Genomic DNA, 21,172 nt, shown 5'->3' on the forward strand with positions numbered 1-21,172 from the left:
AAAACGCCGGCTCCGAAGAGCCGGCGGCTTGGGGTAGAAAAGAGTAACCGAAGTTACTTCTTTTTCTTGCCGGCTTTCTTGGTGGCCTTTTTGGCCGCTTTTTTCTTTGCCATGAAAATTTTTTAAGCAGCTCCGCGCCGTAATGCACGGAAAATCTTCCGTGTGACGTGCGATGCTCGCGCGCGCGAAATTCTCCGCGCGGGAATTTTTTCAGCGCCCGTAGAGCTGCGCGAGCTCGCGCAGATAGTTCGTGGTGCCGCCGAAAAGTTTTTCCAGCTCGCCGGCGCGGTAGCGCCACTGCCAGTTGCCCTCGGGCTTGCCCGGCGTGTTGAAGCGCGCCGCGCTGTCGAGCGAGAGCACGTCATGCAGCGGGATCACAGCGAGGCGCGACGCGCTCGCGTAGGCGGCGCGGAGGAAATCCCACGCGACTGCGTCGCCGGAGACGCGGAAGTAGCGGCGCACGTAGTCGCGCTCGTGCTCGCCGGCGGTGCGATACCAGCCGAGCGTGGTGTCGTTGTCGTGCGTGCCGGGATAGATGACGCTGTTCGGCGTCGCGTTGTGCGGCAGGTAGCTGTTCGTCGCGTCGCCGCCGAAGGCGAATTGGAGCACGAGCATCCCGGGCAGGCCGGTCTGCGCGAGCAGCTCGCGCACGCCCGGCGTGAGGTCGCCGAGGTCCTCGGCGATGATGCGCGCCTCGGGAAACTCCCGCTGGAACGCGCGGAAGAGCTCGAGGCCGGGCCCCGGCCGCCATTCGCCGACGCGGGCGGTCGTGGCCGGCAGCGGGATGCGCCAGTAGGTGTCGAAGCCGCGGAAGTGGTCGATGCGCACGACGTCGTAGAGGGCGAACGCGGCGCGCATGCGCTCGATCCACCAGCGGTAGCCCTCGGCGCGGTGCGCCTCCCACCGGTAGAGCGGGTTGCCCCAGAGCTGGCCGTCGGCGGAGAAATAGTCCGGCGGCACGCCGGCGACGGCGACGGGGCGCTTGGTCTGCGGATCGAGTTCGAAGAGGCCGGGGTTGGACCACGCGTCGGACGAGTCGAGCGCGACGAAGATCGGCAGGTCGCCCACGATCTCGATGCCGCGGGCGCGCGCCTCGGTGCGGATGAGGTGCCACTGGCCGAAGAAGAGGTATTGGGCGAAGCAGCAGCGCTCGATCGGCTCCTCGAGCAGCGCGCGCAGGTCGGACTGCTGCGCGGAGGCGAAGTCGCGCAACTCCGCGGGCCATTCGATCCAGGAGGCGCCGTTGAAGTGCTCCTTCAGCGCGGTGAAGTAGGCGAACGGCATGAGCCACGCGGCGTGGCGGTGCTTGAATGCCTCGAATTCGCCGTAGGGCGCGGCCACCTCGCGCTCCTTGAAGTTCCGGTAGGCGAGGGCGAGGAGCGGGCGCTTTTTCTCGTGCAGGGCGCCAAAGTCCACCCGGTCCGCCGGCAGCGCGCGCAGCGGCGCGAGGTCGGACTCGTCGAGCAGGTCGTGCGGCACGAGCGCCGCGAGGTCGATGAGGTGCGGGTTGCCGGCGAAGGCGGAGAAGCAGGCGTAGGGCGAGTCGCCGTAGCCGGTGGGGCCGAGCGGGCAGAGCTGCCAGTATTTGACCCCGGCCTGCTGGAGGAAGTCGAGGAAGCGGAGCGCGTGCGCGTCGAAGACGCCCACGCCCTGGTCGCCGGGCAGCGCGGTCGGGTGGAGGAGCACGCCGGCGCCGCGCGTGCGCAGCCAGTGGAAGAGCGGGAGCGGCGCGGCGGCGTTGCCGGCGGGGACGGACGGAGCGGGCGTCGTGGCGGAGCGGGCGGTCGGTTTTTTCACGCGGGAAGAGGCAAGGTAGCGCGCGGCGCGCGGCGGTCAAACCGCGCTTCCGGCCGGCCCGCCGGACGTCAGGCCACCTGCACGACGGTGCGGGCGGCGCTGCCGAAGCGGTCGAGGTCGTCGAGCACGGCGTTGATCGCCGCGGCGTCGAGCGGGACGGTGCGCGTGACGATCGGGTCGAGCTGCAGGCGGCCGTCGGCGGCGAACCGGAGCAGTTCCGGGATCTCGGTGGCGAGGTGGTCGGAGACGCCGATGATCTCGGCCTCCTGGTTGATGACCTCGTGGTAGGGATCGACCGCGAGCGGCTGGCGCGTGAGGCCGGCGAGCGCGGCGCGGCCCCGCTTGTTCAGCACGCGGACGGATTGCTGCATGGTCGGCGGCAGGCCGATCAGCTCGAGCGCGACGTCCGCGCCGCGGCCGCCGGTGGCGCGCCGGATCTCGGCGACGGGGTCGGAGGCGCGGGCGTCGACCGGCGTGGCGCCGAAACGCGCCGCGAGCGCGAGCTTGTCGGCGTTGATGTCGACGGCGAAGACGCGCCCGGCGCCGAGGGCGCGGGCCAGTTGCACCGCGGAGGCGCCGAGGCCGCCGACGCCGAAGACGGCGACGGTCTCGCCCGGCGCGAGGCGGGCCTTGCGCAGGGCGTGCAGGGCGGTGGCGGACGAGCACATCATCACTGCGCCGTGGGCGAAGGAGATGGCGTCCGGCAGCGGGAAGACGCTCGCGGCCGGCATGACGATGAACTCCGCCATGCCGCCGTCGCGGTGGCGGCCGATCATCTGGCCGGTGCCGCAGAACTGCTCGTGCCCGCCGGCGCACCAGGCGCACGTGCCGCAGGTGGCGAGGTAGTGGACGCAGACGCGTTGCCCGGACGCGAGAGCGCGGACGTTGGCGCCGAGCGCGGCGACGGTGCCGGCAACTTCATGGCCGAGGGTGAGCGGCAGCAGGCCGTCGAAGTTCGCGATGCCGTTCCGGTAGTGGGCGTCCGAGTGGCAGATGCCGGCGGCGTGCACGCGGATGAGCACGTCGTCGGGGCCGGGCGCGGGCGTGGGCACGTCGTGGAGTTCGACCGGGCGGTGCGGGGCGACGAGACGGAGGGCTTTCATCGGCGGGAGCAGTTTCGTCCGCCCGGCGAGCGAGGCAACCGTGCACTGACGGCGGCGCCGAGTCGGCTCAGGCGCGGCTCAGAGCGCGAGGAACAACAGGATGGCAGTGACGAAAAATCCGGCGGCGAGCGTGAGCGTGTAGACGGCGGAAAGGACGCCGGTCTTGAAGATCGTGAGCAGCCATGAGTTGCGGTAGAGCCGCCGCAGCATGAAGAACGGGTAGAGGCAGAGCCACAGGTTCGCGGCGAAGGCGATCACACCGCCGAGGTGCGCAAACCGGCCGAGGAAGACCCAGCCGTCGCGGAACATCACCCAGAGGTAGATGAAGGTGTGAAAGTGGATCGCGGCGACGAGATGCTGGAGGTAGACTTGGCCGGACTTGCGGAAGAGCACGCGCGTGAAGAGCGCGAAGAGCGGCAGGCAGACGAGGAGCAGCTTGGGCAGCGAGGCGAGGAAGGCGTGGCTCAGCTCTTTGCGGAAATGCGGATCGAGCGAACGCTCGCCCTGGTGATCGAGGAAGCGCTCGAAGTCCGTCTTGTCCTTCTCCAGCTGCTCGCTCTTCACCGAGCCGAGGTGGGGACGGTTGCGCGGCTGCGCCTCCGCTTCCTTGCGGGCGCGGGCGTCGTGCTCGATGCTTTCGGCGGCCGCGCGGAGCTTGTCGACGTTGCGCTTCTCGGCGGTCGCGGCCTTGCTCGCGGCGATGGCGTCGAGAGCCTGCGTGGCCGTGGCGGGCTTGCCGTCGATGGTGAAGCCGACGGGCTTGCCGGCGCCGCTATCGTTGCCGACGTCGACGCCGTCGAACTCGCGGGTCTGGCTCGCGAACAGCAGGAGAAAGAACACGAACGCGGTGAAAAGATAGAGCCGGAACGGCGGCATCTGCGATGCGCGCTTGCCGGCGTTGAAGTCGGCGGTGAGCTGGCCGGGGCGGAAGAGCAGCGTGACGATGTTGCGGAAGAATTTCGCGTCGAAGTGGAAGAAATTCTCCAGCGCCTCCATGAACACGTGCCCGAACGAGCGGTGAAACTCGAAGTCGTGCTGGCCGCACGCGTGGCAGAACGGTCCCTTCAGCTCGGTGCCGCAGTTCTCGCAATGCGTGTGGATCGGGCCGTGGGCCTGGCCGTGCGCTGCGCTCGCCTGCACGGCGGCTTGATCGGCGGTGGCGGTGTCAACGAGCGGATCGTCGTCCGGCAGGGTCGGTTCGAGGGGCACGCGCGGGAGTGGAGCAAACGCCCCGCGGGTGCGCAACTCCGCAGCGGGCGGGCCGGCGCGCTCAGCCGCGCAGCGCGACGATCAGCTTGGCGCGGCTGTTGACGCGCAGCTTCTGGAACACGCCGCTGAGCTGCACCTTCACGCTGCCCTCGGTCTTCCGGAGTTGGGCGGCGATTTCCTTGTTGGTCAGGCCGGCGCAGACCAGCTGGACGAGCTCGCGCTCGCCGGGCGAGAGCTGGCGGAGCCGGCGGTCCGACCCGGCCTCGGGCAGCGCGGTCACCGGCTCGGCCGACGCGCTGACTCGCAGGCGGGCGACGAAGACCGGCTTCGTGAGCGTGCCGTTCTTTTCCGGGCGCAGCGCGATGAGCGCCTCGTGGCCGGGCTGGCGCGAGAGGACGTGGCGGGTGGGGGCGTGGCCTTCCATTGGCAGGGAGCCGCCAGGGCGTGCCTGCCATTCGCGGCGGAGCTCGTCGCAGGCGGCGCGGATTTCCTCGGGGATGGCGAACACCGCCTGGGGCGTGTAGTTGCGGGCGCGTTCGTGGCCGAGGTTCCACACGGCGCAGAGCGCCAGCGCGTCCTGCGAGACGTAGATCGGCTCGAGGTTCCAGTCGAGGAAGAGCACGGCGTCGGGCTTGGCGCGGTAGAAGCCCTCGAGCAGGCGGCGGCGCTGGCGCTCCTGCTCGAAGATCTTCATGCGATCGAAGGCGACCTTGATGTGCGGGTGCACGGCGTGGAGCATCGCCATCTCGCGCGGGGTGAAGTCGCCCTGCTCGGCGCGGCGGCGCAGCGCGAACGACGTCTCCACGCCGCGACCGTGCCAGAAGAGCAGGTGCGCGGAGTAGCGCCAATCGTAGCGCGACATGTAGCGGCGGTAGTAGGGCGCGCGGTCGATTTTGCGCGGATCGGAGACGAGCTGGGAATGCTGGTAGGCCGGAAGACCGTGGTTCAGGTCGAGGAACGGCTGGAAGAACGCGCGCCCCTCGGCCGCGACGAGCTGGTTGGCGTGTTCGTCGTGCGGGTGGCGCGATTTCCCGGAGGAAAAGCGCTTGGTCGAGGCCTCCTGCTTCCAGTCGAGGTAGTTGACCGACATCACCAGCGTGTCGTGCGGCACGAGGTCCTCGAACAGCCCCTGCAGTGCGCCCCAGAGCTCGTCGAACTCGAGCGCGCGGTGCAGGTTCAGCAGCGCGCCCTGCCCGACGCCGTCGGGCAGCAGGCCGAGATTCTGGGTGGGAGAGGCGTGGCTCAACGGCGGAAGACGAGCACGAGGCGGGCCAGCGCCGCGAGTCCCAATCCGGCGCTATGACAAGCGGTCGGGGTTTATTAACCTAAGTTAGTTTGTGCCGGCACGCCGCCCGCTGAAAGGTGCCGACACCCCTCGCACACCACACCTATGAACCGACTCGCCTCTCGTCTGACCCGCGCCGCGCTCTGGCTGGCGCTGCCCGCTTTCGCCCTCGCGCAAGCCGCGCCGAAGGCCGCCGACAACGCCTCCGACAACCCCGCCAAAAAAGTCCCCGTCGTCGCGCCGAAGGATGCGGACAAGAAGGACGACCCGGTGCAACTCGAGCAATTCGAGGTCACCGGCTCGCGCATCCGCACGCTCGGCCAGGAACAGGGCGCGATCCCGGTCTTCTCCGTGCCGCAGATCGAGCTCGAGCATCGCGGCGTCACGCGCCTCGCCGACATCCGCTGGGCGATTCCGCAGCTCGGCGGCTCGATCGGCTTCAACGACAACATGCAGAACAGCGGCACGTCGCGGGCGCAGACCGTCGGCACGTCCTTCAATCTCCGCGGCATCGGCGGCAACTCCACCCTCGTCCTCGTCGACGGGCGCCGCATCCCGCACACCGGCCAGGAGGCGCCCGGCGGCGCCGGCGGCCGCGAGGATTTCAACGTCGACGGCATCCCCGTCTCCGCCATCGAGCGCATCGACGTGCTGCCGCAGGGCGCCGGCGCCATCTACGGCTCCGAGGCCATCGCGGGCGTCATCAACGTCATCCTCAAGAAAAACTACCGCGGCGCCGAGCTGCGCGTGAGCTACGACAACACCTTCAGCAAGGACGCCGCGCAGACGAGCGTCAGCCTCACCGCCGGCGCGCGCACCGGCAAGCTCAGCACCTTCGTCACGCTCTCGGCCGAGAGCCACAACGCGATGAAGGCCTCCGACCGCTGGTGGACGCGCACCTACGACGACCGCACGTTCGGCAGCACCGGCACCAGCTTCCTCTACAACGTCCCGAGCGGCGCCGGCGCGCTCTCGGCGGCCTACTTCCCCTATCAGAGCACGAGCCCGCTCATCACCGGCCTGACCACTCACGTCGTCGGCCTGCCCGCCGGTTCGAACGGCACCACCGCGGCCAACGGCGCCTACACGACGACCGTCCCGGCGCCGTTCGACGGCGCACCCTACGCCTACCTCACCAACGACACCACGCGCCTCAGCACGGTGGTGAAGGCCGACTACGAACTCGCGCCGTGGGCCACGCTTTACTTCGAGGGCCGCGCGAGCAAGGACCGCTTCGATTCCATCGGCACGCCGGTCACGCTCGTGACCCAGCTGCCGGTCGGCTACCCGGGCAACCCGTTCAACCAGGCCGTCTACCTCGAGAAGGTCTTCTACGACCTGCCGCTTCCGCGCACCATCTCGACGCAGGAAAACCAGGGCCTCGTGCTCGGCCTGCGCGGCAATTTCCTCGCGGACTGGCGCTACGACACCAGCGCGTCCTTCGCCCGCAACATCGTGGCCGACGACGTCCTGACCGGCTCGTCGTTCAACTTCGGCCTGCTCAGCGCCGCGATGAACAGCACGAGCAAGCCGATCCTCGCCTACGACAGCGCGACGGTGAAGAACCCGAACGCCGCCGGCGTGCTCGAGGCGCTGATGCCCTTCAACGACCACCAGGACACCTCCGACACCTACCAATACACCGTGATGGCGGACGGACCGGTCTGGAAAGGCTGGGCCGGCGAGTGGCGCGTCGCCGTCGGCGCCGAACTCCAGAACGACAAGGTGAAGTTCTGGCGCGAGCAGAACGCCTCCACGCCGACCTACGTGCTGACGAAGCCCTTCAGCCGCACCGCGACCGCGGCCTTCGCCGAGGCGAGCCTCCCGCTGCTTTCCGAGAAGCAGGGCCTGCCCCTCGTCGAGCGCCTCGAGATCGGCGCCGCCGTGCGCGCCACGGACTACTCCGACATCGGCGACGCCGTCTCCCCGACCTACCGCGCGTTCTACCGGCCGCTGAAGTGGCTGACGCTGCGCGCGTCCCGCTCCGAGGGCTTCAAGCCCGTGCGCCTCTACGACCTGCTCGCGCCGGTCAGTCAGTTCACCACCACGGTCGGCTCGACCAGCACCACCGTCGACCCCGCGCGCGGCAACAGCCTGCTCCCGCGCACGAGCTACAACTACCGCAGCGGCGGCAATCCCGCGCTGAAGCCCGAGGAATCCGTCTCCAAGAACGCCGGCATCGTCGTCGACGTGCCCGGCGCGTGGTTCAAGGGGCTCTCGTTCTCGGTCGACTACTACCAGCTGCGCTACTCCGAGCGCTCCGGCTCCACCAGCCTCCAGAACCTCCTGCGCTATTTCCCGGAGCGCGTCTTCCGCAACCCGCTCACCGACGCCGACCGCGCGCTCGGCTACACCGGCGGCACGATCGTCACCGCGGCCGAGGGCGGCATCGGCTGGGATGCGAGCAACATCAACCTCGCCGGCGTGTGGACCAAGGGCTGGGACTACCGCGCGAGCTACGACCGCAACTTCGATTTCGGCCGCCTGCTCGTTAACGTGGCCTTCTCCGACCCGAACGTGATCTGGGAGCAGGCCACCCCCGCCGCGACCCCGTCCTCCGCGTTTGGCCACCAGCCGAGCCGCTTCACCGGCTCCGCCTTCTGGGGTCGGGGCGCGTGGGAGGCCGGCGTCTCGATGAACCGCCAGGCGGCCTACTACGTCAACGGCCTCAGTGGCGTGCCTTACCCGGCCTACACGACCTGGAATCCGCAGGTTTCCTACAACTTCGCCCACGACGCCCGCTTCGCCCCCAATGCCGCGACCTGGTGGGAGCGCACGCTCAGCGGCAGCAAGGTGACCGTGACCATCATCAACGCGCTCAACCAGGACGCGGACATCATCAACGGCCTGCCGCGCTACGCCGGCGATCCGCGCCTGCGCCGCTACATCCTCACCTTCGCCAAGAAATTCTGAGTCCCATTCCCATGCTGCGCCGCCTCGTTCCCTTCGTCCTGCTTGTTCTCGGTTGTGCCTCGCTCGCGCCGTTGGCGCGGGCGCAGGCCGCCGCGGCCGCCGCCCCGGCCCCCGCCGCGCCGTCCCCTGCGGACCGCGATTACGAGGCGGTGTGGGCGATCTATCGCGCCGCGCCGCCCGCCGGCGTCGAGCACCCGTCGCAGGAGTTCTTCCGGTGGCAGGATCGGCAATTCCAGGAATTCGCCGCCGCGGCCCGCGCGTTCGGTGAAAAATATCCGCACGATCCGCGCCGTTACGAAGGCTGGGTGCAGGCCAGCTTCACCGGTCCGTCGTTCATCGTGGATTTCAAGCCGGAGTTCGCCGACAAGCCGAACGGCGGCAACGTGGTCACCGACCGCGACGCAACGCTGCGCTACCGCAGCGAGCAGGTGCGCCTCCTCGAGCTCGTCGTCGTGGCCGCCGACGCCAACGCGCGCCAGCGCAACGGCGCCTTCTACGCGCTGCTGATCGACGCCGGCACGGTGGCCCGGCTGAAGGGCGAGAAGTTCGACGTCACCGCGCTGCGCCCCTGGTCGACCGCGTGCTCGCGCAGTTTCCCGACGAGCGCGCCGTGCCCATCGCCGAACAGTATGCCGGCCGGCTGCGGTCGCAGTCCGCCGCCGAGGCGGAGGCGTTCGAGGCCGCGCTCAAATCGAATCCGGTGATCGCCGCCGCGTTCGCGCAGGCCGCGGCCGCACGGGCGGCCGAGGAGGAGAAGCGCGCCGCCGCGCAGAAGGTGGCCGCCGCCGAGATCGGCACGATCAAGTTCACCGCCGCCGACGGCCGCGAGGTGGACCTCGCGCAGTTGAAGGGCAAGGTCGTGCTGGTGGACTTCTGGGCCACCTGGTGCGGGCCGTGCGTCGCCGAGCTGCCGAACGTGAAGAAGGTCTACGCCGCGTATCACGACAAGGGCTTCGAAGTCGTCGGCATCACGCTGGAGAACCCGAACACGCGCCCGAGCGACACGCCCGAGCAGGTCGCCGCGAAGCGCGAGGCGGCGAAGAAGAAGATGCTCGATTTCGCCGCCAAGAACGCGATGCCCTGGCCGCAGTATTTCGACGGCAAGTGGTGGAAGAACGACTACGCGGTGAAGTTCGGCATCCAGGCCATCCCGGCGACGTTCCTCCTCGACAAGGACGGCAAGGTCGCGGCCACCGAGGCGCGGGGCGAGAAGCTCGAGGCCGAGGTCAAACGCCTGCTGGGAATCTGAAACCCCGATGGTCGCGGAACGATTCTGCCTCTTGCCCGAGCCGGCGACGAACCGGCACCGGCTCTTTCCCGCTGAGCCGCGGGCGTTGCTGACCGACGCCGAGTGCCGCGTGCTGGAGCTGCTCGGCGCGGGCTACAGCAACAAGGAGATCGCCACCATGCTCGCGAAGGCGGAGGCGACGGTGAAGAACCAGGTCGCCTCCATCCTGCACAAACTCGGCCAGCCGACGCGTGCGCGGCTGATCGCGGCCCTGCGTTGACCATGCGACACGCGGAACACGAGAGCGGCGGCGGGGTGGTGAAACTCACGCCGGCGGAGGCGGCGGTGGTGGCGCAGGTGGTGCGCGGCCTCACGAACAAGGAGATCGCGCGCGCGCTGCGGAAATCCGAGCTCACGGTGAAGAACCAGCTCGCGGCCGTGTATCGCAAGCTGGGCGTGAAGCGCCGCCTGCAGCTGATCGCCCAATTCCGGGCCTGAGCCGCGCGGCTGGCGTCAGAGCTTCAGCGTCTCGGTGACGACGCGCTGGAGGTCGCCGAGGTGGAACGGCTTCGCCAGCACGGCGGCGGCGCCGAATTTTTCCGCCATGTGCAGGTAGAGCTTCGGATCGTGCGCGAGGCCGCCGGACATGGCGATGATGCGCGCCTGGGGGAAGTCGCGGCGCAGGTCGCGGATCGTGTCCAGACCTTCCTTCTCGGGCATCACGATGTCGGTGATGACCAGTTCGGCCGGCTGGGCGCGGAACATCTGCAGGCCCTCGATGCCGTTGGTGGCCTGGCGGACCTGGTGGCCCGACTGCTCCAAGGCGGCGGCGAGCACGTCGCGGAACATGTCGTCGTCGTCGATGATGAGAATGTCAGCCATGCCAGGGGCGACTGAATCCGTCCGTGTGTAGATTGGCAAGAGCGACGAAGGCGGCCGAAGGACGTAGTCACGGCGCGGCGCCGTGCAGCAGCCGGTGCACCTCCTGCAGCAGGAGGTCGTGGCGGAACGGTTTCAGCAGGAAGGCGTCTCCGAGCTCCTCGCCTCCCTCGGCCCCGCTGGTGAGGCCGCTCATCACGAGCACCCGCACGTGCGGCAGGCGGGCGCGCACCAGGGCGACGATCTCGCGGCCGCCGAGGAGGGGCATCATCATGTCCGTGATGATGACGCGCAGGTCGCGGGTGAAGACGGGATCGTCGAGCCAGCGGCGCGCCTCGGCGCCGTTGGCGGCCGTGACCACGCGGTAGCCGTGGCGGTGGAGGACGGTCTGCACGAGGGAACGGACCTGCGGCTCGTCGTCGACGACGAGCACGCGTTCGCCGGAGGCGGGCGGGAGCGTCTCCGCCGTGGCGGCGCGCACGTCCGTGTCGGCGGCCGGCTCGGCGGGCAGGTAGAGCGAGAAGGTTGTGCCCTGCCCCGGGGTGGAGGCCACGGCACAGAAGCCCTCGTGGCGGGCGACGATGCCGCGGACGGTGGAGAGGCCGAGACCGGTGCCGCGGCCGGCCTCCTTGGTGGTGAAGAACGGCTCCCAGATGTGCGGGAGCACCTCGGGGGCGATGCCGGTGCCGGTGTCGGCGATCTCGAGCAGCAGGAACGCGCCGGGGCGCGCGCCCGGGGTGCGCTCGGCCGCGGCGGGGTCGAGGCGGCGGTTCTCGAGACGCAGGGTGAGGCTGCCGCCCCGCGGCATGGCGTCGCGCGCGTTCACGCAGAGGTTGAGCAGGACCTGGTGGATCTGCGTGACGTTGGCCCGCACCGGCCAGAGGTCGCTCGGCACGCTGTGGTCGAAACGGATGTGCCGCGGGAAAGTCTCCTCGATCATCGTGACGATGTCGCGGGCCACGTGCTTGAGCTGGACGACGCGCAGCTCGTCGCCGCCCCCCTGGACGAACGACAGGATCTGCTTCACCAGCGCGGCGCCGCGGGCGGCGCTCTGCTCGAGCGTGTCGAGCAGCCGGCGGCCCTCGGGCGTGGACTGGTCGCGCAGCAGCTGCGTGACCATGAGCATCGGGGTGAGGATATTGTTGAAATCGTGGGCGATGCCGGCGGCGAGCAGACCGAGGTTCTCCATGCGCTGGGCGCGGAGGAACTGCTCCTGGAGCTGGCGGGTTTCCGTGATGTCGCGGCCGATGCCGACGAGTTCGAACGTGCCGTCGGGAGCTTGGCCGCGGCTGACCGTGAACTCGACGTCGGCTGCGCCGTGGACCGTGCGGAGGCGGAGGAGGAACACGCCGGGGTCGTCGCCGGCGAGGATTTCGGCGAAGCGCTTGCGGGCGCGCTCGTGGTCGTTCGGATCGATGAGCCGGATGAAGTGCTGGCCGATCCAATCGTTGCGGGGCCAGCCGGTGATGGTCTCGAAGGCGGGGTTGAGGGTCGTGATGATGCCGTCGGCCGAGAGCGAGAAGATGGCGTCGCGCGCCTGCTCGATGAAACGCTGGTAGCGCGCCTGGGCGGTCCGGAGCGAGCGCTCCACCTCCCGGAGGCGGCGGCGCTCCCGGGCGTCGAGCACGACGCGGCGGAGCGCGGTGGGCAGGCGCCGGTAGCGGTCCTTGATGACGTAGTCCACCGCGCCGGCGCGCACGGCGGCGATCGCCTGGTCCTCCCCGATGCTGCCGGAGAAAAAGACAAACGGGATGTCCGGGGCGTGGGTCCGGGTGAGCGCGAGCGCGTCGAGCCCCTCGAAGCCGGGCATGGTGTAATCGGAGAGGACGACGTCGATGCCGCCGGCCTCCAGGCGGGCGAGAAACTCGGTGCGATTGCCGGCGGTGACGATCTCGCATTCCGGGCACTCGGCCTGCAGCAGCACGGAGACGAGTTCCTGGTCGTTCGGGTCGTCTTCGAGGTGCAGGATCTTCATGGGGTGATGCTCACGAGGTGCATTCCACGGGTTGGTTGATCGCGGCCCAGAACCGGCCGAGCTGGCCGACGGCCTGGATGAATTCCTGGAAGTCGACCGGTTTGACGACATAGGCGTTCGTCCCGGACTCGTAGCAGGCGGCGATGTCGCGCTCCTGGCCGGAGGACGACAGCACGACGACCGGCAGGTGGCGCCAGACCGGATCGGCGCGCAGCGCGCGCAGGACGGCGAAGCCGTCGACGCGCGGCATCTTGAGGTCGAGCAGCAGCACGCCGGGCGGCGGCTGCACGCGGCTGTCCGGCTTGGCGTGGGTGCGCAGGTAGTCGAGCGCCTCGTCGCCGTCGCGGGCGACGACGATTTCGTTGGCGAGTTTCATGGCGCGGAGCGCGGCGGTCATGAGTTCGACGTCGGCGGGGTTGTCGTCGGCGATGAGGATGGGGCGCAGGGTCTTCATGCGGGCGGTGGGGCGGGTTCGTCGGGCAGGGAAAAGAAAACGTCGCGCCCTCGCCGGGGCGGCCCTCGGCCCAGACGCGGCCGCCGTGGCGCGTGACGATGCGATGCACCAGCGCCAGGCCGATGCCGGTGCCGTGGAAGTCGCGGTCGGAGTGCAGGCGGCTGAAGACCTGGAAGAGTTTTTCGGCGTAGCGGGGATCGAAGCCGACGCCGTTGTCGGTGACGGCGAAGACGACCTCGCCCGGCTGCGTCGGGGGAAGGGTGCGGACGTGGATGCGCGGCGGCGTGGCGCGCGCGGCGTATTTGGCGGCGTTGCCGAGGAGGTTGGCCCACACCTGCCGCAGCAGCGCCGGATCGCCGCGGACGGCGGGCAGCGGCTCGATCCGCCACTCGGTGCCGGGCGCGGCCTCGAGCTGGCCCTCGGCGGTCAGGCCGGCGACGAGCGCGGCGGTGTCGACGCGGACGCGCTGGAGGGGGCGCGGCCGAGGCGGGAGAAATCGAGGAGCGCGTCGATGAGCTCGCCCATTTTTTGGCCGCGCTTTCGATGGTGGCCAGGTAGCGGCGGCTGTCGGCGTCGAGGCGCTCGCCCTCCTTCTGCGCGAGGAGGGCGGAGAAGCCGGCGAGGTGGCGCAGCGGCGCGCGCAGGTCGTGCGAGACGGTGTAGGAGAACGATTCGAGGTCCCGGTTGGCCTGTTCGAGCGCGGTGCTGTGGCGCTGGAGCTCGCGATGGAGCGCGGCGAGGCGCTGCTCGGCCTCGCGCCGGGCGGTGACGTCGTGGAGTGTGCTGCGACTGGAGACGTAGTTGCCCTGGGCGTCGTAGAGCGCCGTGGCGCTGATGGAGACGTGGAAGGTGGAGCCGTCCTTGCGCCGGAGCTGCAGCTCGTTGCTCTGGGCCGAGCCCTCGGCCTTGAAGCGCGGGAAATACACGGCGAACTTCGCGACGTCGTCCGGGGCGAGGAGCTCGTCGAAGCGCTTGCGGCCGACGACCTCGTCGCGGGTGTAGCCGAGCCAGTCGAGCTCGGTGTCGTTCATGTCGATGACGAGGCCGTCGGGGTCGAGCGAGTGGTAGCCGCAGGGGGCTCGGTTGTAGAGGTCGCGGATGCGCTCGGCGGAGCGCTGGAGCTCGGCGGCGGCGGCCTTGCGCGCGCTGATGTCGCGGATCGCGGCGAGCACGACGCGGCCGTCCTCCGTCTCGAGGGGGCTGAGCATGATGTCGACGGGGAACTCGGTGCCGTCGCGGCGCCGGGCGAAAAGCTCGAGGCCGGCGCCCATGGCGCGGAATTTCGGCGCGGCCTGGTAGCTTTGAAAGTGCCCGTGGTGACGCTCCTGGAAACGCTCGGGCATGAGCGTCTCCACCGGCTGGCCGATCAGCTGGTCGCGCGGGCAGCCGAACAGGTCCTCGGCGCGGCGGTTGACCCGCTGGATGGCGCCGCGCAGGTCGACCACGACGAAGGCGTCCGTGGCCTGCTCGAAGAACGTCTCGAAGAGCTCGCGGGACCGCCGGAGCGTCTCGGCGGTCTGCCGCTGGGCGCGGAAGTCGAGTTGCACCCGCCGGCCGGCGGCGATGGCGAGCAGGAGGGTGGTCACGCTGGCGAGCAGCAGGGTGCTGCGGGTGATGGCGGCGCGGGTCTCGGCCGCGGCCGCGCGCTGGGCGAGCAGGCGGCTTTCGTCGTGCTCCATTTCGCCGATGAGGGCGCGGATGGAGTCGGTGAGGTCCTTGCCCTCGCGCAGGATGGCCGGGTCGAGCGCGGCGCTGAGGCCTTGGGTGCGGCGGGCCTCGTTGCGGCGGGTCTTCAGCTCGATTTCGCGCTCGATCAGGGCGGCGAGGCGTTCGAGCCGGGCCTGCTGGATGGGGTTGTCATGCGTGAGGTGGCGCATGACGGCGAGGTTTCCCTGCAGGCGGACCACGCCGGTGGCGAAGGGTTCGAGGAACCGGGGGTCGCCGCTGAGACCGTAGCCGCGCGAGCTGCTTTGGATTTCGAGGGCGTCGGTCTGGAGTTGCTCGAGGTGGCTGATCACCACGTGCGTGTGGCTGACGAGGTCGAAGGCCCCTTCCAGCCGCGCCAGACTGATCCATGCGCCCGCGCCCATGGCGAGCAGCACCAGGGTGGCGATGACGAAGGCGGCCGCGATCTTGCGTTCGAGGGACAATGGCATGCTCGCTGTGCTTCCCGGGGCGAGGAAGGAGAATCCGGCGCGCATCGGCCCGTGTGTTGCGCGCGGTTTGCAAGATGCGCCGATGCGTCCGCCGAACCAGCCCAAAACCAAAGAAAAAACCGGGGACGGAAAATCCCCGGCTTGCGGATGGGAAAACTTACTAAGGGCTAACGGCTCACTTCGTTTGGCGCAGAGTGATGGTGCCGTTCATCGTCGAGAGCTGGATGTCGACGCCGCCGCCGTTGAGCGTGCCGACGATCGACTTGCCGCCACCCCAGCCGGGGAGCGGCGGGGTGGGCGCGACGTGCGCGGCCGGAGCAGGAGTGCCGGCGGCGGCCTTGACCGCGACGGCGGCGGGAGCGGCGGCCGCAGCCGGAGCTTCGGGGAGGCGGCGGGCTCGGGAGGCTCGGGGGTCTTGTCGTCGTCCTCGTCCTTTTCGCCGCGAATCATGGCGGCGTGGGTGCGGGCCTGGCGGGCGGCGTCGCGGGCCATGCGCTCGGCTTGGCGGGCGAGTTCGCGGGCCTGATCGCGCGTCATGCCGTAGCCGTAGGAGAAGCCCTTGCCGCTGACCTTCTCGGTCTTCGCCTGAAGGACGCCGTCGGGGAAGTTGGTGCGGATGGTGCCGTTATGGGTGCGCATGCGGAGGTTGGCCTTCGTGTCGGTGGGCAGGCGGAGGTCGATCTCGCCGTTCATCGAGGTGATGGAGACGGGCTTGACCGGCGCCTTCTTGAAGGTGGCGGTGACCTCGCCGTTCATGGTGTTGATGACGGCGGAGGAGCCGATGTCGGTGAGGGCGACCTCGCCGTTCATCGAGTTGATGTCGATGTCGCCGTCGATGTTCTCGACCGCGACGTCGCCGCCGGCCTCGGTGCGGAGGACGAGGTTGGTGTTGCGCGGCACCTGGACGTGGAACTCGGCGCCGTGGGCGGCCCAGATGTTGTCGCCGGACATGACGATGGTCGCGACGTTGTTCTTCTCGGTGATCTCGAAGGAGACGTCCTCGTCGAGGCGGCGGAAGCCGTCCTTGTCGACTTCCTTCTTGCCCGTCTGCTCGAGGGTGGAGGTGACGACGATCTCGTTGCCGTCGGTGCCGGTGACGTGGACTTCGGCCCACGGCAGGGAGACCTTGAGGGTGCCGGGCTTGGACGGGTCGCTGAACTTGGAGCGCACCGTGTTTTGTTCGGCCTCGTCGGCGGCGTGCAGTGCGGCGGCCGAGCCGGCCAGTGCGACGCAGGCGGCGCCGAGGCGGAGGAGGGAGCGGAGGTGGGTTTTCATTTCGTGAGGGTTGGAGGGGGCTCAGGCGGTTTTGCCGCGCGAGGTCTCCGGGTTATGGGCATTCGGGTTCTGTTCAGCCGGTGACAGGGGTGTGCGCAAAGTGGCGAGGGCGCGCTTGGCGGCCTCGCGGACGTTCTTGTCGGCGGCTTCGTCGCGCGCGAGGCGGTCGAAGATCGGGGCGGCGTCGTTTTCGCGGACGTTGGCGAGCAGCTCGATCATGGCCATCTGGACGAGCGGGGCGCTTTCGCGGGGCAGCGCGGCGAGCAGGCCGGCGCGGACGACGTCCTCCTGGGCGTGCGGGGCGAGGGCCTCGACGGCGGAGAGGCGGACGTTGACGGAGGGATCGAAGGCGAGGGCGCCGACGAGGTCGGTGAGGACTTTGCGGTCGGGCGACTTGAGGTCCATCGTGGCCAGGACGCTCTGGAGGCGGTCGCTGGTGGATTTCTGCTGGAGCAGGGAATACGTCACCAGCTTGCCCATGCCGTTCACCTGGGCGCGGAGATCGGCGATTTCCTGCTGGGCCTTCGGGTCGGGCGCGACGACGGCGGGCGGGCGCAGGAAGTGCGCGCCGGTGAAGACGCCGCCCGCGAGCAGGGCGAGGGCGAGGGCGAACTGCAGCGCGGGCTGCGAGGGAGGAGGAGCTCGAAGAAGCGGTCGAGGCGGCTCTTCGCCAGGGCGAACGGGCTCGGCGCGTCGGCGTCGCGCTGGTGCGTCTCGAGCATGGCGTAGAAATTCTCGCGCAGGCGCGCGGACGGCTCGGGCGACGGGAGCTGGTCGAGCTTGCGGGTAATTTCCTGCAAGGCGGACCACTCGCGCTGGCAGGTCGGGCAGGAGGCGAGGTGGGCGCGCATCTGCGCCGCTTCATCGGGCGGCAGGGTGCCGTCCTGGTAGTCGATGAAGAGTTCGGTGACGCGGGAGCAGTTCATGGCGGAAAGGGGAGGGTGGGGCGCCGGTCAGGCGGCCTGGTCGCGGCGGAGTTTGAAGTAGACGTCGCGCAGTTCCTTCAGCGCGCGGTGGACGCGGACCTTTACGGCGCCGACGGAGGTGTCCATGAGGCGGGCGATTTCCTTGTGCTCGACGTTCTGGAGGCGGGAGAGCACGAGGACTTCGCGGTGTTCGTGCGGGAGGCGGGCGATGGCGACGCGGAGGATCTCGAGGTCATCGGTCGTGGTGGCGGAGCGGTCGGGCGAGATGCCGTCGGCGTCGGGGTGCTCGTGCAGGGCGACGGGATCGGTGGCGGCGGCGGCCTTGGCGTGCTTGCGGAAATGGTCGGCGGCGACCTTGCGCGCGAGGTGGTAGATCCAGGCGGTGAACTTGCCCTCGTCGCGGTAGGTGTGGCGGTATTTCAGGATGCGGTAGAAGACGACCTGCACGAGGTCCTCGCTCACCGCGGGCTGGTTGGTCATGCGCACGAAGAACGCGTAGAGGCGCTGCTGGTAACGCTCGAAGAGCGAGCCGAGCTTCGCGATGTCGCCGGCGCGCACGGCAATCATGAGTTCGTGATCGGTGGCTTCCACGTGAGCGGTGAAGCTAACGACGGTCGCGTGCGAGGGAACCCGGATTTCGGTGGCTGGAGCGGCGGCGAGCATGGGGCGTAGGCATGGCTGGTGTGCAGCGGGGAATACCGCGGCCGGCCCGGAGGGTTACAGGAAAGTTGCGGGAAAGGGCTGGCGGCGCGGCGGTGCGCGCGTAAGTTCCTGCCCATGAACCGCCGCGAATTCCTCGCCACGACCTCCGCGGCCGTCTCGCTCAGCTTTCTCGCGAGAGGCTCGCTGTTCGGCCAGACCGCCCCGACCGCCCCGGCGACCGCGGGCACGCCGCCCGCTCCCGCCGCGCCGCCGATCAAGGTCGAGTTCAAGGAACTGCGCCGGGGCGTCGGCTACTTCACCGGCCGCGGCGGCACGATCGGGTGGCTGTCGAACCGCGAGGCGCTCGTGGCGGTCGACACGCAGTTCGCGGAGACGGCGGCGAAATTTCTCGAGGGCCTGCCCGGCCGGGCCGGCCGCCCGCTCGATGCGGTCATCGACACGCATCACCACTGGGACCACACCGGCGGCAACGGCACGTTTCGCCCGGTGACGAGGAAGCTCGTCGCCCACGAGGCGGTGCCCGCACTCCAGAAGGCCGCCGCCGCGCGCAGCCCGCAACTGGGCGAGCCGACGCTGCCCGACACGCTGTTCGCCGACACCTGGCGGATGGACGCGGGCGACGAGGTCGTGAGCGCGCGCTTCTTCGGCCCGTCGCACACGGGCGGCGACATCGCCGTCTACTTTGAAAAGGCCAACGTCGTCCACGTCGGCGACCTCGTCTTCAACCGCCTGTATCCCGTCACCGACAAGGCCGGCGGCTGCCAGGTGCGGCACTGGCGCGACGCGCTCCCGAAGCTGGCCGAGACCTACCCGGCGGATGCGCTCTACCTCTTCGGCCACGGCAGCGCGAAGGCCGGCGTCACCGGCACGAAGGCCGACGTGCTCGCGATGGCCGCTTTCCTCGATGCGCTCGTCGCGCACGTGGCGGCGGAGATCAAGGCCGGCAAGTCGAAGGCCGAGATCGTCACGCGCCAGAACCTCGACGGCTTTCCCGACTACCACGCCGCCCAGAACAGCCGGCTGCCCGGCAACCTCGGAGTCGTCTACGACGAGCTCACCGGGGCGTAGTCACGTTCGGGAGGCCCGCCTCCCCCGTGCGACGAGCCGAGGCGCGCCGCACGGATGATCGCGGCGAAAATGCTCGGATCAGGCCCTTCGGGCGGCCAAATACAGGGTGTTCACCCTAAGTTTTTCGTCGCGCCATGCGGCGCCGCTTCCCATTGTCCGCGCGAGATGTTTCCCCGCGCCACCGTCTCCTTCCCGCGTTTCGCAGCGATCGCTGTCGCCCTGTTCGGCGCGAGCCTCGGCAGGACGGCGACGGCGGTCTCCTGGCAAAGCGGCATGCGCGTGATCGTCGACAAGGCCGGCGCCGGACACCGCGCCATCGTGCTGCGGGCCGAGCCGTCGCGGGCGTTCGTGGCCTACGAGGGCGCCGACGAGGCGTTCGACGAGTGGGTGGAGAACGACCGCATCCGCAGCGCGCGCCCGCTCTCGGCGCCGCCCCCGCCCGAGCCGGAGAAGCCCGAGCCCCCGACCGCGGCCGAGGCCGCCGCCACGCCCGTGCCGGAGCCGCTGCCCCGCACGCTGGAGCTGCCGCGCACGGCGCGCGACGCCGTCGTGGCCGAGACCTGGCTCGAGCAGCTGCCGCGCACGGATCCGAACGCCCCCGTGCGGTTCAACACCGCGACGCTGGCCGTGCCGCAGTTCGTCTTCGGTCCGACCGCCGGCGTCGCCACCGCGCACCCGCCGCTGCGCGCGGCGCTGCTGCATGCGGGCAACCGCGTGCGCGGCTTCGCGGCGATCGAGTCCGGCATCGTCCTCTACGCGCGCGACGACACGCAGGGTTTCAAGACCACCGGCCTGCTCGATCTCGCCAGCCTCGACGGCTTCGCTCCCGAGGTGCTGCTCGCCGCCGACCTCAATCACGACGGCGAGAGCGATCTCGTGGTCGCGGCCGGGCCGATCGTGCAGGTGTTCTTCGGGTCGGCCGAGGGCGTGTTCGTGCCCTCGCTGAAGCCGTATCGCTCGACCGAGCCGATCCGCGGCGCGGCCACCGGCCGTTTCTTCACCGGCGCGCTCGGCTGGGGCATCGCCGCGATCGAGGGCCACAACAGCTTCCGCCTCCTCCAGGTCGCGCAAAGCGGCGTCACGCCCGTCGGCGATGCCTACACGGTGAAATTCGACCGCATCACGCGGCTGGCGGCGGGCGATTTCGACGGCGACGGCTTCGCCGACGTCGCGGTGACGACCGAGGACAAGGGCCGCTGCACCGGGGCGTGGATGTATTTCAACCAGCGCGGCATCTCCAAGCCCTTCCTCTGGCCCGTGGGCGGCCGCGACGACTTCGCGCGCGACCTCTGCGTGGCCGACCTCGACCGCGATGGCCGCGACGACCTCATCCTCACCGACAGCGACGTCGAGCACGGCGAGCACATCCGCGTGGTCTTCGGCGCCGCCGGCCGCGCCGGCTGGGAGGACCCGTGGGAGCTCATCTCGCGGGAGTTCGACCTCGGTCTCGGCACCGCGTCCATCACCGTGGCGGACTTCAACCGCGACGGCCGCCTCGACATCGGCATCGCCGGCCGCAACGGCCTGCGCGTCTACCTCGGCGCGGACTACCGGCGCTTCAGCCGCAATCCCGTCTGGCCGCGCCTGGCCAGCGGCAACGACTTCCCCGAGCAGCGCGTTTTCCTCGCCAGCGATTTCGACAACGACGGCGCGCCCGACCTGCTCGCCTACACCCCGGCCTTCGCCACCGGCTACAACCTCGTCTACAACGCCACGCCGGCGCGCCCTGACGGCGTGCACGTGCCCGAGCCGCTCAAGCAGCGCGTGCCGATGCAGGCCAGCACGACCGTCACGAAGGTCGACGGCCCGCGTTCCGACGTGCCCGAGGGGCGCCCGTGCTGCGCCACCTCGCGAGCCGGGCGGAGCCCTACGGGCAGTGGCGCTACCGCATCGTGGTCGAGGTCGCCGCGCTTTCCGACAGCGTGATCAAGTCGCTCGAGGCCATCTGCCGCTACGACGCGGTCGACCAGCCGACGCAGGAGATCCAGGCCCTCGTGCACCGCGACACCGAGCAGCAGTGGTCGATCGAGGTCACGCTGCCGCGCGGCCGCACCTACGAGTTTCGCATCAATGCCCGCGACGACAAGGGGCGCGCCGCCGCGCCGCTGCGCGTGACGGTGAACCCGTAGGCGCGTCGCCGCTCTGGCCGCGGTGGCTTGGGTGGGAGGGGCTCGCACCGCCCCTCCCACCGAGCACAACCCCACAACACAATGAGCACGCGCCAGCTGAACGGAAACTGCC

General features: G+C 70.0%; 19 protein-coding genes and 2 pseudogenes. 8 read left to right on the plus strand and 13 right to left on the minus strand.

Translation table 11 applies throughout. The features are described from left to right. Nucleotides 1-210: 210 nt before the first annotated feature. The 4 genes from malQ to ACMYLB_RS03055 all read right to left on the minus strand — a co-directional run bounded on the left by malQ (nt 211) and on the right by ACMYLB_RS03055 (nt 5,355). Nucleotides 211-1,797 carry a 4-alpha-glucanotransferase gene (gene malQ / locus ACMYLB_RS03040; RefSeq protein WP_415909506.1) on the minus strand — a complete coding sequence of 529 codons (1,587 nt, stop codon included), beginning with the start codon at nt 1,795-1,797 and terminating at the stop codon, nt 211-213. Nucleotides 1,798-1,865: 68 nt separating this feature from the next. Beyond that, entirely contained in the window at nt 1,866-2,900 is a 1,035-nt protein-coding gene (locus ACMYLB_RS03045; protein WP_415909507.1) for an alcohol dehydrogenase catalytic domain-containing protein, read from the minus strand. 78 nt (nt 2,901-2,978) lie between these two features. Then, entirely contained in the window at nt 2,979-4,109 is a 1,131-nt protein-coding gene (locus ACMYLB_RS03050; RefSeq protein WP_415909508.1) for a DUF3667 domain-containing protein, read from the minus strand. A 61-nt stretch (nt 4,110-4,170) separates the two neighbouring features. Then, entirely contained in the window at nt 4,171-5,355 is a 1,185-nt protein-coding gene (locus ACMYLB_RS03055; protein ID WP_415909509.1) for a helix-turn-helix transcriptional regulator, read from the minus strand. Nucleotides 5,356-5,499: 144 nt separating this feature from the next. On the opposite strand from ACMYLB_RS03055, the gene ACMYLB_RS03060 reads away from it, so the two are divergent. The 5 genes from ACMYLB_RS03060 to ACMYLB_RS03080 are packed head-to-tail and all read left to right on the plus strand — an operon-like array spanning nt 5,500 to nt 10,033. Continuing rightward, on the plus strand, nt 5,500-8,307 hold the full coding sequence (locus ACMYLB_RS03060; protein WP_415909510.1) for a TonB-dependent receptor plug domain-containing protein: 2,808 nt from the start codon (nt 5,500-5,502) through the stop codon (nt 8,305-8,307). Between the two features lie 11 nt (nt 8,308-8,318). Next, the gene (locus ACMYLB_RS03065; protein ID WP_415909511.1) at nt 8,319-9,011 is read left to right on the plus strand and encodes a hypothetical protein; all 693 of its coding nucleotides are present in this window, start codon (nt 8,319-8,321) and stop codon (nt 9,009-9,011) included. Next, nucleotides 8,918-9,556: a TlpA family protein disulfide reductase gene (locus ACMYLB_RS03070; RefSeq protein ID WP_415909512.1), complete on the plus strand. Its 639-nt coding sequence runs from the start codon at nt 8,918-8,920 to the stop codon at nt 9,554-9,556. Before ACMYLB_RS03065 ends, ACMYLB_RS03070 begins: the two co-directional genes overlap by 94 nt. Nucleotides 9,557-9,563: 7 nt before the next feature. Then, entirely contained in the window at nt 9,564-9,815 is a 252-nt protein-coding gene (locus tag ACMYLB_RS03075) for a response regulator transcription factor (protein WP_415909513.1), read from the plus strand. A 2-nt stretch (nt 9,816-9,817) separates the two neighbouring features. Next, nucleotides 9,818-10,033, plus strand: a complete 216-nt coding sequence (locus tag ACMYLB_RS03080) for a response regulator transcription factor (protein ID WP_415909514.1) — start codon at nt 9,818-9,820, stop codon at nt 10,031-10,033. A gap of 15 nt (nt 10,034-10,048) precedes the next feature. On the opposite strand, the gene ACMYLB_RS03085 is transcribed toward ACMYLB_RS03080, so the two are convergent. From ACMYLB_RS03085 to ACMYLB_RS03125, 9 genes and pseudogenes are all read right to left on the minus strand, one after another. Continuing rightward, a complete protein-coding gene (locus ACMYLB_RS03085) occupies nt 10,049-10,417 on the minus strand; it encodes a response regulator (protein ID WP_415909515.1) in 369 nt (122 codons plus the stop codon). 67 nt (nt 10,418-10,484) lie between these two features. Further along, nucleotides 10,485-12,389, minus strand: coding sequence for a response regulator (locus ACMYLB_RS03090; RefSeq protein WP_415909516.1), 1,905 nt, complete (start codon nt 12,387-12,389; stop codon nt 10,485-10,487). 10 nt (nt 12,390-12,399) lie between these two features. Next, the gene (locus ACMYLB_RS03095; protein WP_415909517.1) at nt 12,400-12,843 is read right to left on the minus strand and encodes a response regulator; all 444 of its coding nucleotides are present in this window, start codon (nt 12,841-12,843) and stop codon (nt 12,400-12,402) included. A gap of 82 nt (nt 12,844-12,925) precedes the next feature. After that, a pseudogene (locus ACMYLB_RS03100) lies at nt 12,926-13,177 on the minus strand (sensor histidine kinase); the annotation flags it as partial. A 463-nt stretch (nt 13,178-13,640) separates the two neighbouring features. Then, nucleotides 13,641-15,044 (minus strand): annotated as a pseudogene (locus ACMYLB_RS03105) (PAS domain S-box protein); the annotation flags it as partial. A 162-nt stretch (nt 15,045-15,206) separates the two neighbouring features. Next, on the minus strand, nt 15,207-16,274 hold the full coding sequence (locus tag ACMYLB_RS03110) for a DUF4097 family beta strand repeat-containing protein (RefSeq protein ID WP_415909518.1): 1,068 nt from the start codon (nt 16,272-16,274) through the stop codon (nt 15,207-15,209). Between the two features lie 21 nt (nt 16,275-16,295). Then, nucleotides 16,296-16,763: a HEAT repeat domain-containing protein gene (locus ACMYLB_RS03115; RefSeq protein ID WP_415909519.1), complete on the minus strand. Its 468-nt coding sequence runs from the start codon at nt 16,761-16,763 to the stop codon at nt 16,296-16,298. After that, the gene (locus tag ACMYLB_RS03120) at nt 16,760-17,200 is read right to left on the minus strand and encodes an anti-sigma factor family protein (RefSeq protein WP_415909520.1); all 441 of its coding nucleotides are present in this window, start codon (nt 17,198-17,200) and stop codon (nt 16,760-16,762) included. Before ACMYLB_RS03120 ends, ACMYLB_RS03115 begins: the two co-directional genes overlap by 4 nt. Before the next feature lie 27 nt (nt 17,201-17,227). After that, the gene (locus tag ACMYLB_RS03125) at nt 17,228-17,791 is read right to left on the minus strand and encodes an RNA polymerase sigma factor (protein WP_415909521.1); all 564 of its coding nucleotides are present in this window, start codon (nt 17,789-17,791) and stop codon (nt 17,228-17,230) included. A gap of 186 nt (nt 17,792-17,977) precedes the next feature. On the opposite strand from ACMYLB_RS03125, the gene ACMYLB_RS03130 reads away from it, so the two are divergent. The 3 genes from ACMYLB_RS03130 to ACMYLB_RS03140 all read left to right on the plus strand — a co-directional run bounded on the left by ACMYLB_RS03130 (nt 17,978) and on the right by ACMYLB_RS03140 (nt 21,060). Next, complete coding sequence (locus ACMYLB_RS03130; protein ID WP_415909522.1) at nt 17,978-18,931, plus strand: MBL fold metallo-hydrolase; 954 nt, start codon at nt 17,978-17,980, stop codon at nt 18,929-18,931. Nucleotides 18,932-19,096: 165 nt separating this feature from the next. Next, nucleotides 19,097-20,857 carry an FG-GAP-like repeat-containing protein gene (locus tag ACMYLB_RS03135; RefSeq protein WP_415909523.1) on the plus strand — a complete coding sequence of 587 codons (1,761 nt, stop codon included), beginning with the start codon at nt 19,097-19,099 and terminating at the stop codon, nt 20,855-20,857. Continuing rightward, nucleotides 20,824-21,060: a hypothetical protein gene (locus ACMYLB_RS03140; RefSeq protein ID WP_415909524.1), complete on the plus strand. Its 237-nt coding sequence runs from the start codon at nt 20,824-20,826 to the stop codon at nt 21,058-21,060. The genes ACMYLB_RS03135 and ACMYLB_RS03140 overlap by 34 nt, the downstream gene beginning before the upstream one ends. The last annotated feature ends 112 nt before the right edge of the window (nt 21,061-21,172 follow it).

The sequence above is a fragment of the Oleiharenicola sp. Vm1 genome, from assembly GCF_047777955.1.
Lineage (GTDB): Bacteria > Verrucomicrobiota > Verrucomicrobiia > Opitutales > Opitutaceae > Didemnitutus.

Excerpts from the sequence above, each read along its gene's own strand:
- ACMYLB_RS03045 (WP_415909507.1), bottom strand. The coding sequence starts at position 2,900 with ATGAAAGCCCTCCGTCTCGTCGCCCCGCACCGCCCGGTCGAACTCCAC.
- ACMYLB_RS03060 (WP_415909510.1), top strand. The coding sequence starts at position 5,500 with ATGAACCGACTCGCCTCTCGTCTGACCCGCGCCGCGCTCTGGCTGGCG.
- ACMYLB_RS03065 (WP_415909511.1), top strand. The coding sequence starts at position 8,319 with ATGCTGCGCCGCCTCGTTCCCTTCGTCCTGCTTGTTCTCGGTTGTGCC.
- ACMYLB_RS03075 (WP_415909513.1), top strand. The coding sequence starts at position 9,564 with ATGGTCGCGGAACGATTCTGCCTCTTGCCCGAGCCGGCGACGAACCGG.
- ACMYLB_RS03080 (WP_415909514.1), top strand. The coding sequence starts at position 9,818 with ATGCGACACGCGGAACACGAGAGCGGCGGCGGGGTGGTGAAACTCACG.
- ACMYLB_RS03085 (WP_415909515.1), bottom strand. The coding sequence starts at position 10,417 with ATGGCTGACATTCTCATCATCGACGACGACGACATGTTCCGCGACGTG.
- ACMYLB_RS03090 (WP_415909516.1), bottom strand. The coding sequence starts at position 12,389 with ATGAAGATCCTGCACCTCGAAGACGACCCGAACGACCAGGAACTCGTC.
- ACMYLB_RS03095 (WP_415909517.1), bottom strand. The coding sequence starts at position 12,843 with ATGAAGACCCTGCGCCCCATCCTCATCGCCGACGACAACCCCGCCGAC.
- ACMYLB_RS03110 (WP_415909518.1), bottom strand. The coding sequence starts at position 16,274 with ATGAAAACCCACCTCCGCTCCCTCCTCCGCCTCGGCGCCGCCTGCGTC.
- ACMYLB_RS03120 (WP_415909520.1), bottom strand. The coding sequence starts at position 17,200 with ATGAACTGCTCCCGCGTCACCGAACTCTTCATCGACTACCAGGACGGC.
- ACMYLB_RS03130 (WP_415909522.1), top strand. The coding sequence starts at position 17,978 with ATGAACCGCCGCGAATTCCTCGCCACGACCTCCGCGGCCGTCTCGCTC.
- ACMYLB_RS03135 (WP_415909523.1), top strand. The coding sequence starts at position 19,097 with ATGTTTCCCCGCGCCACCGTCTCCTTCCCGCGTTTCGCAGCGATCGCT.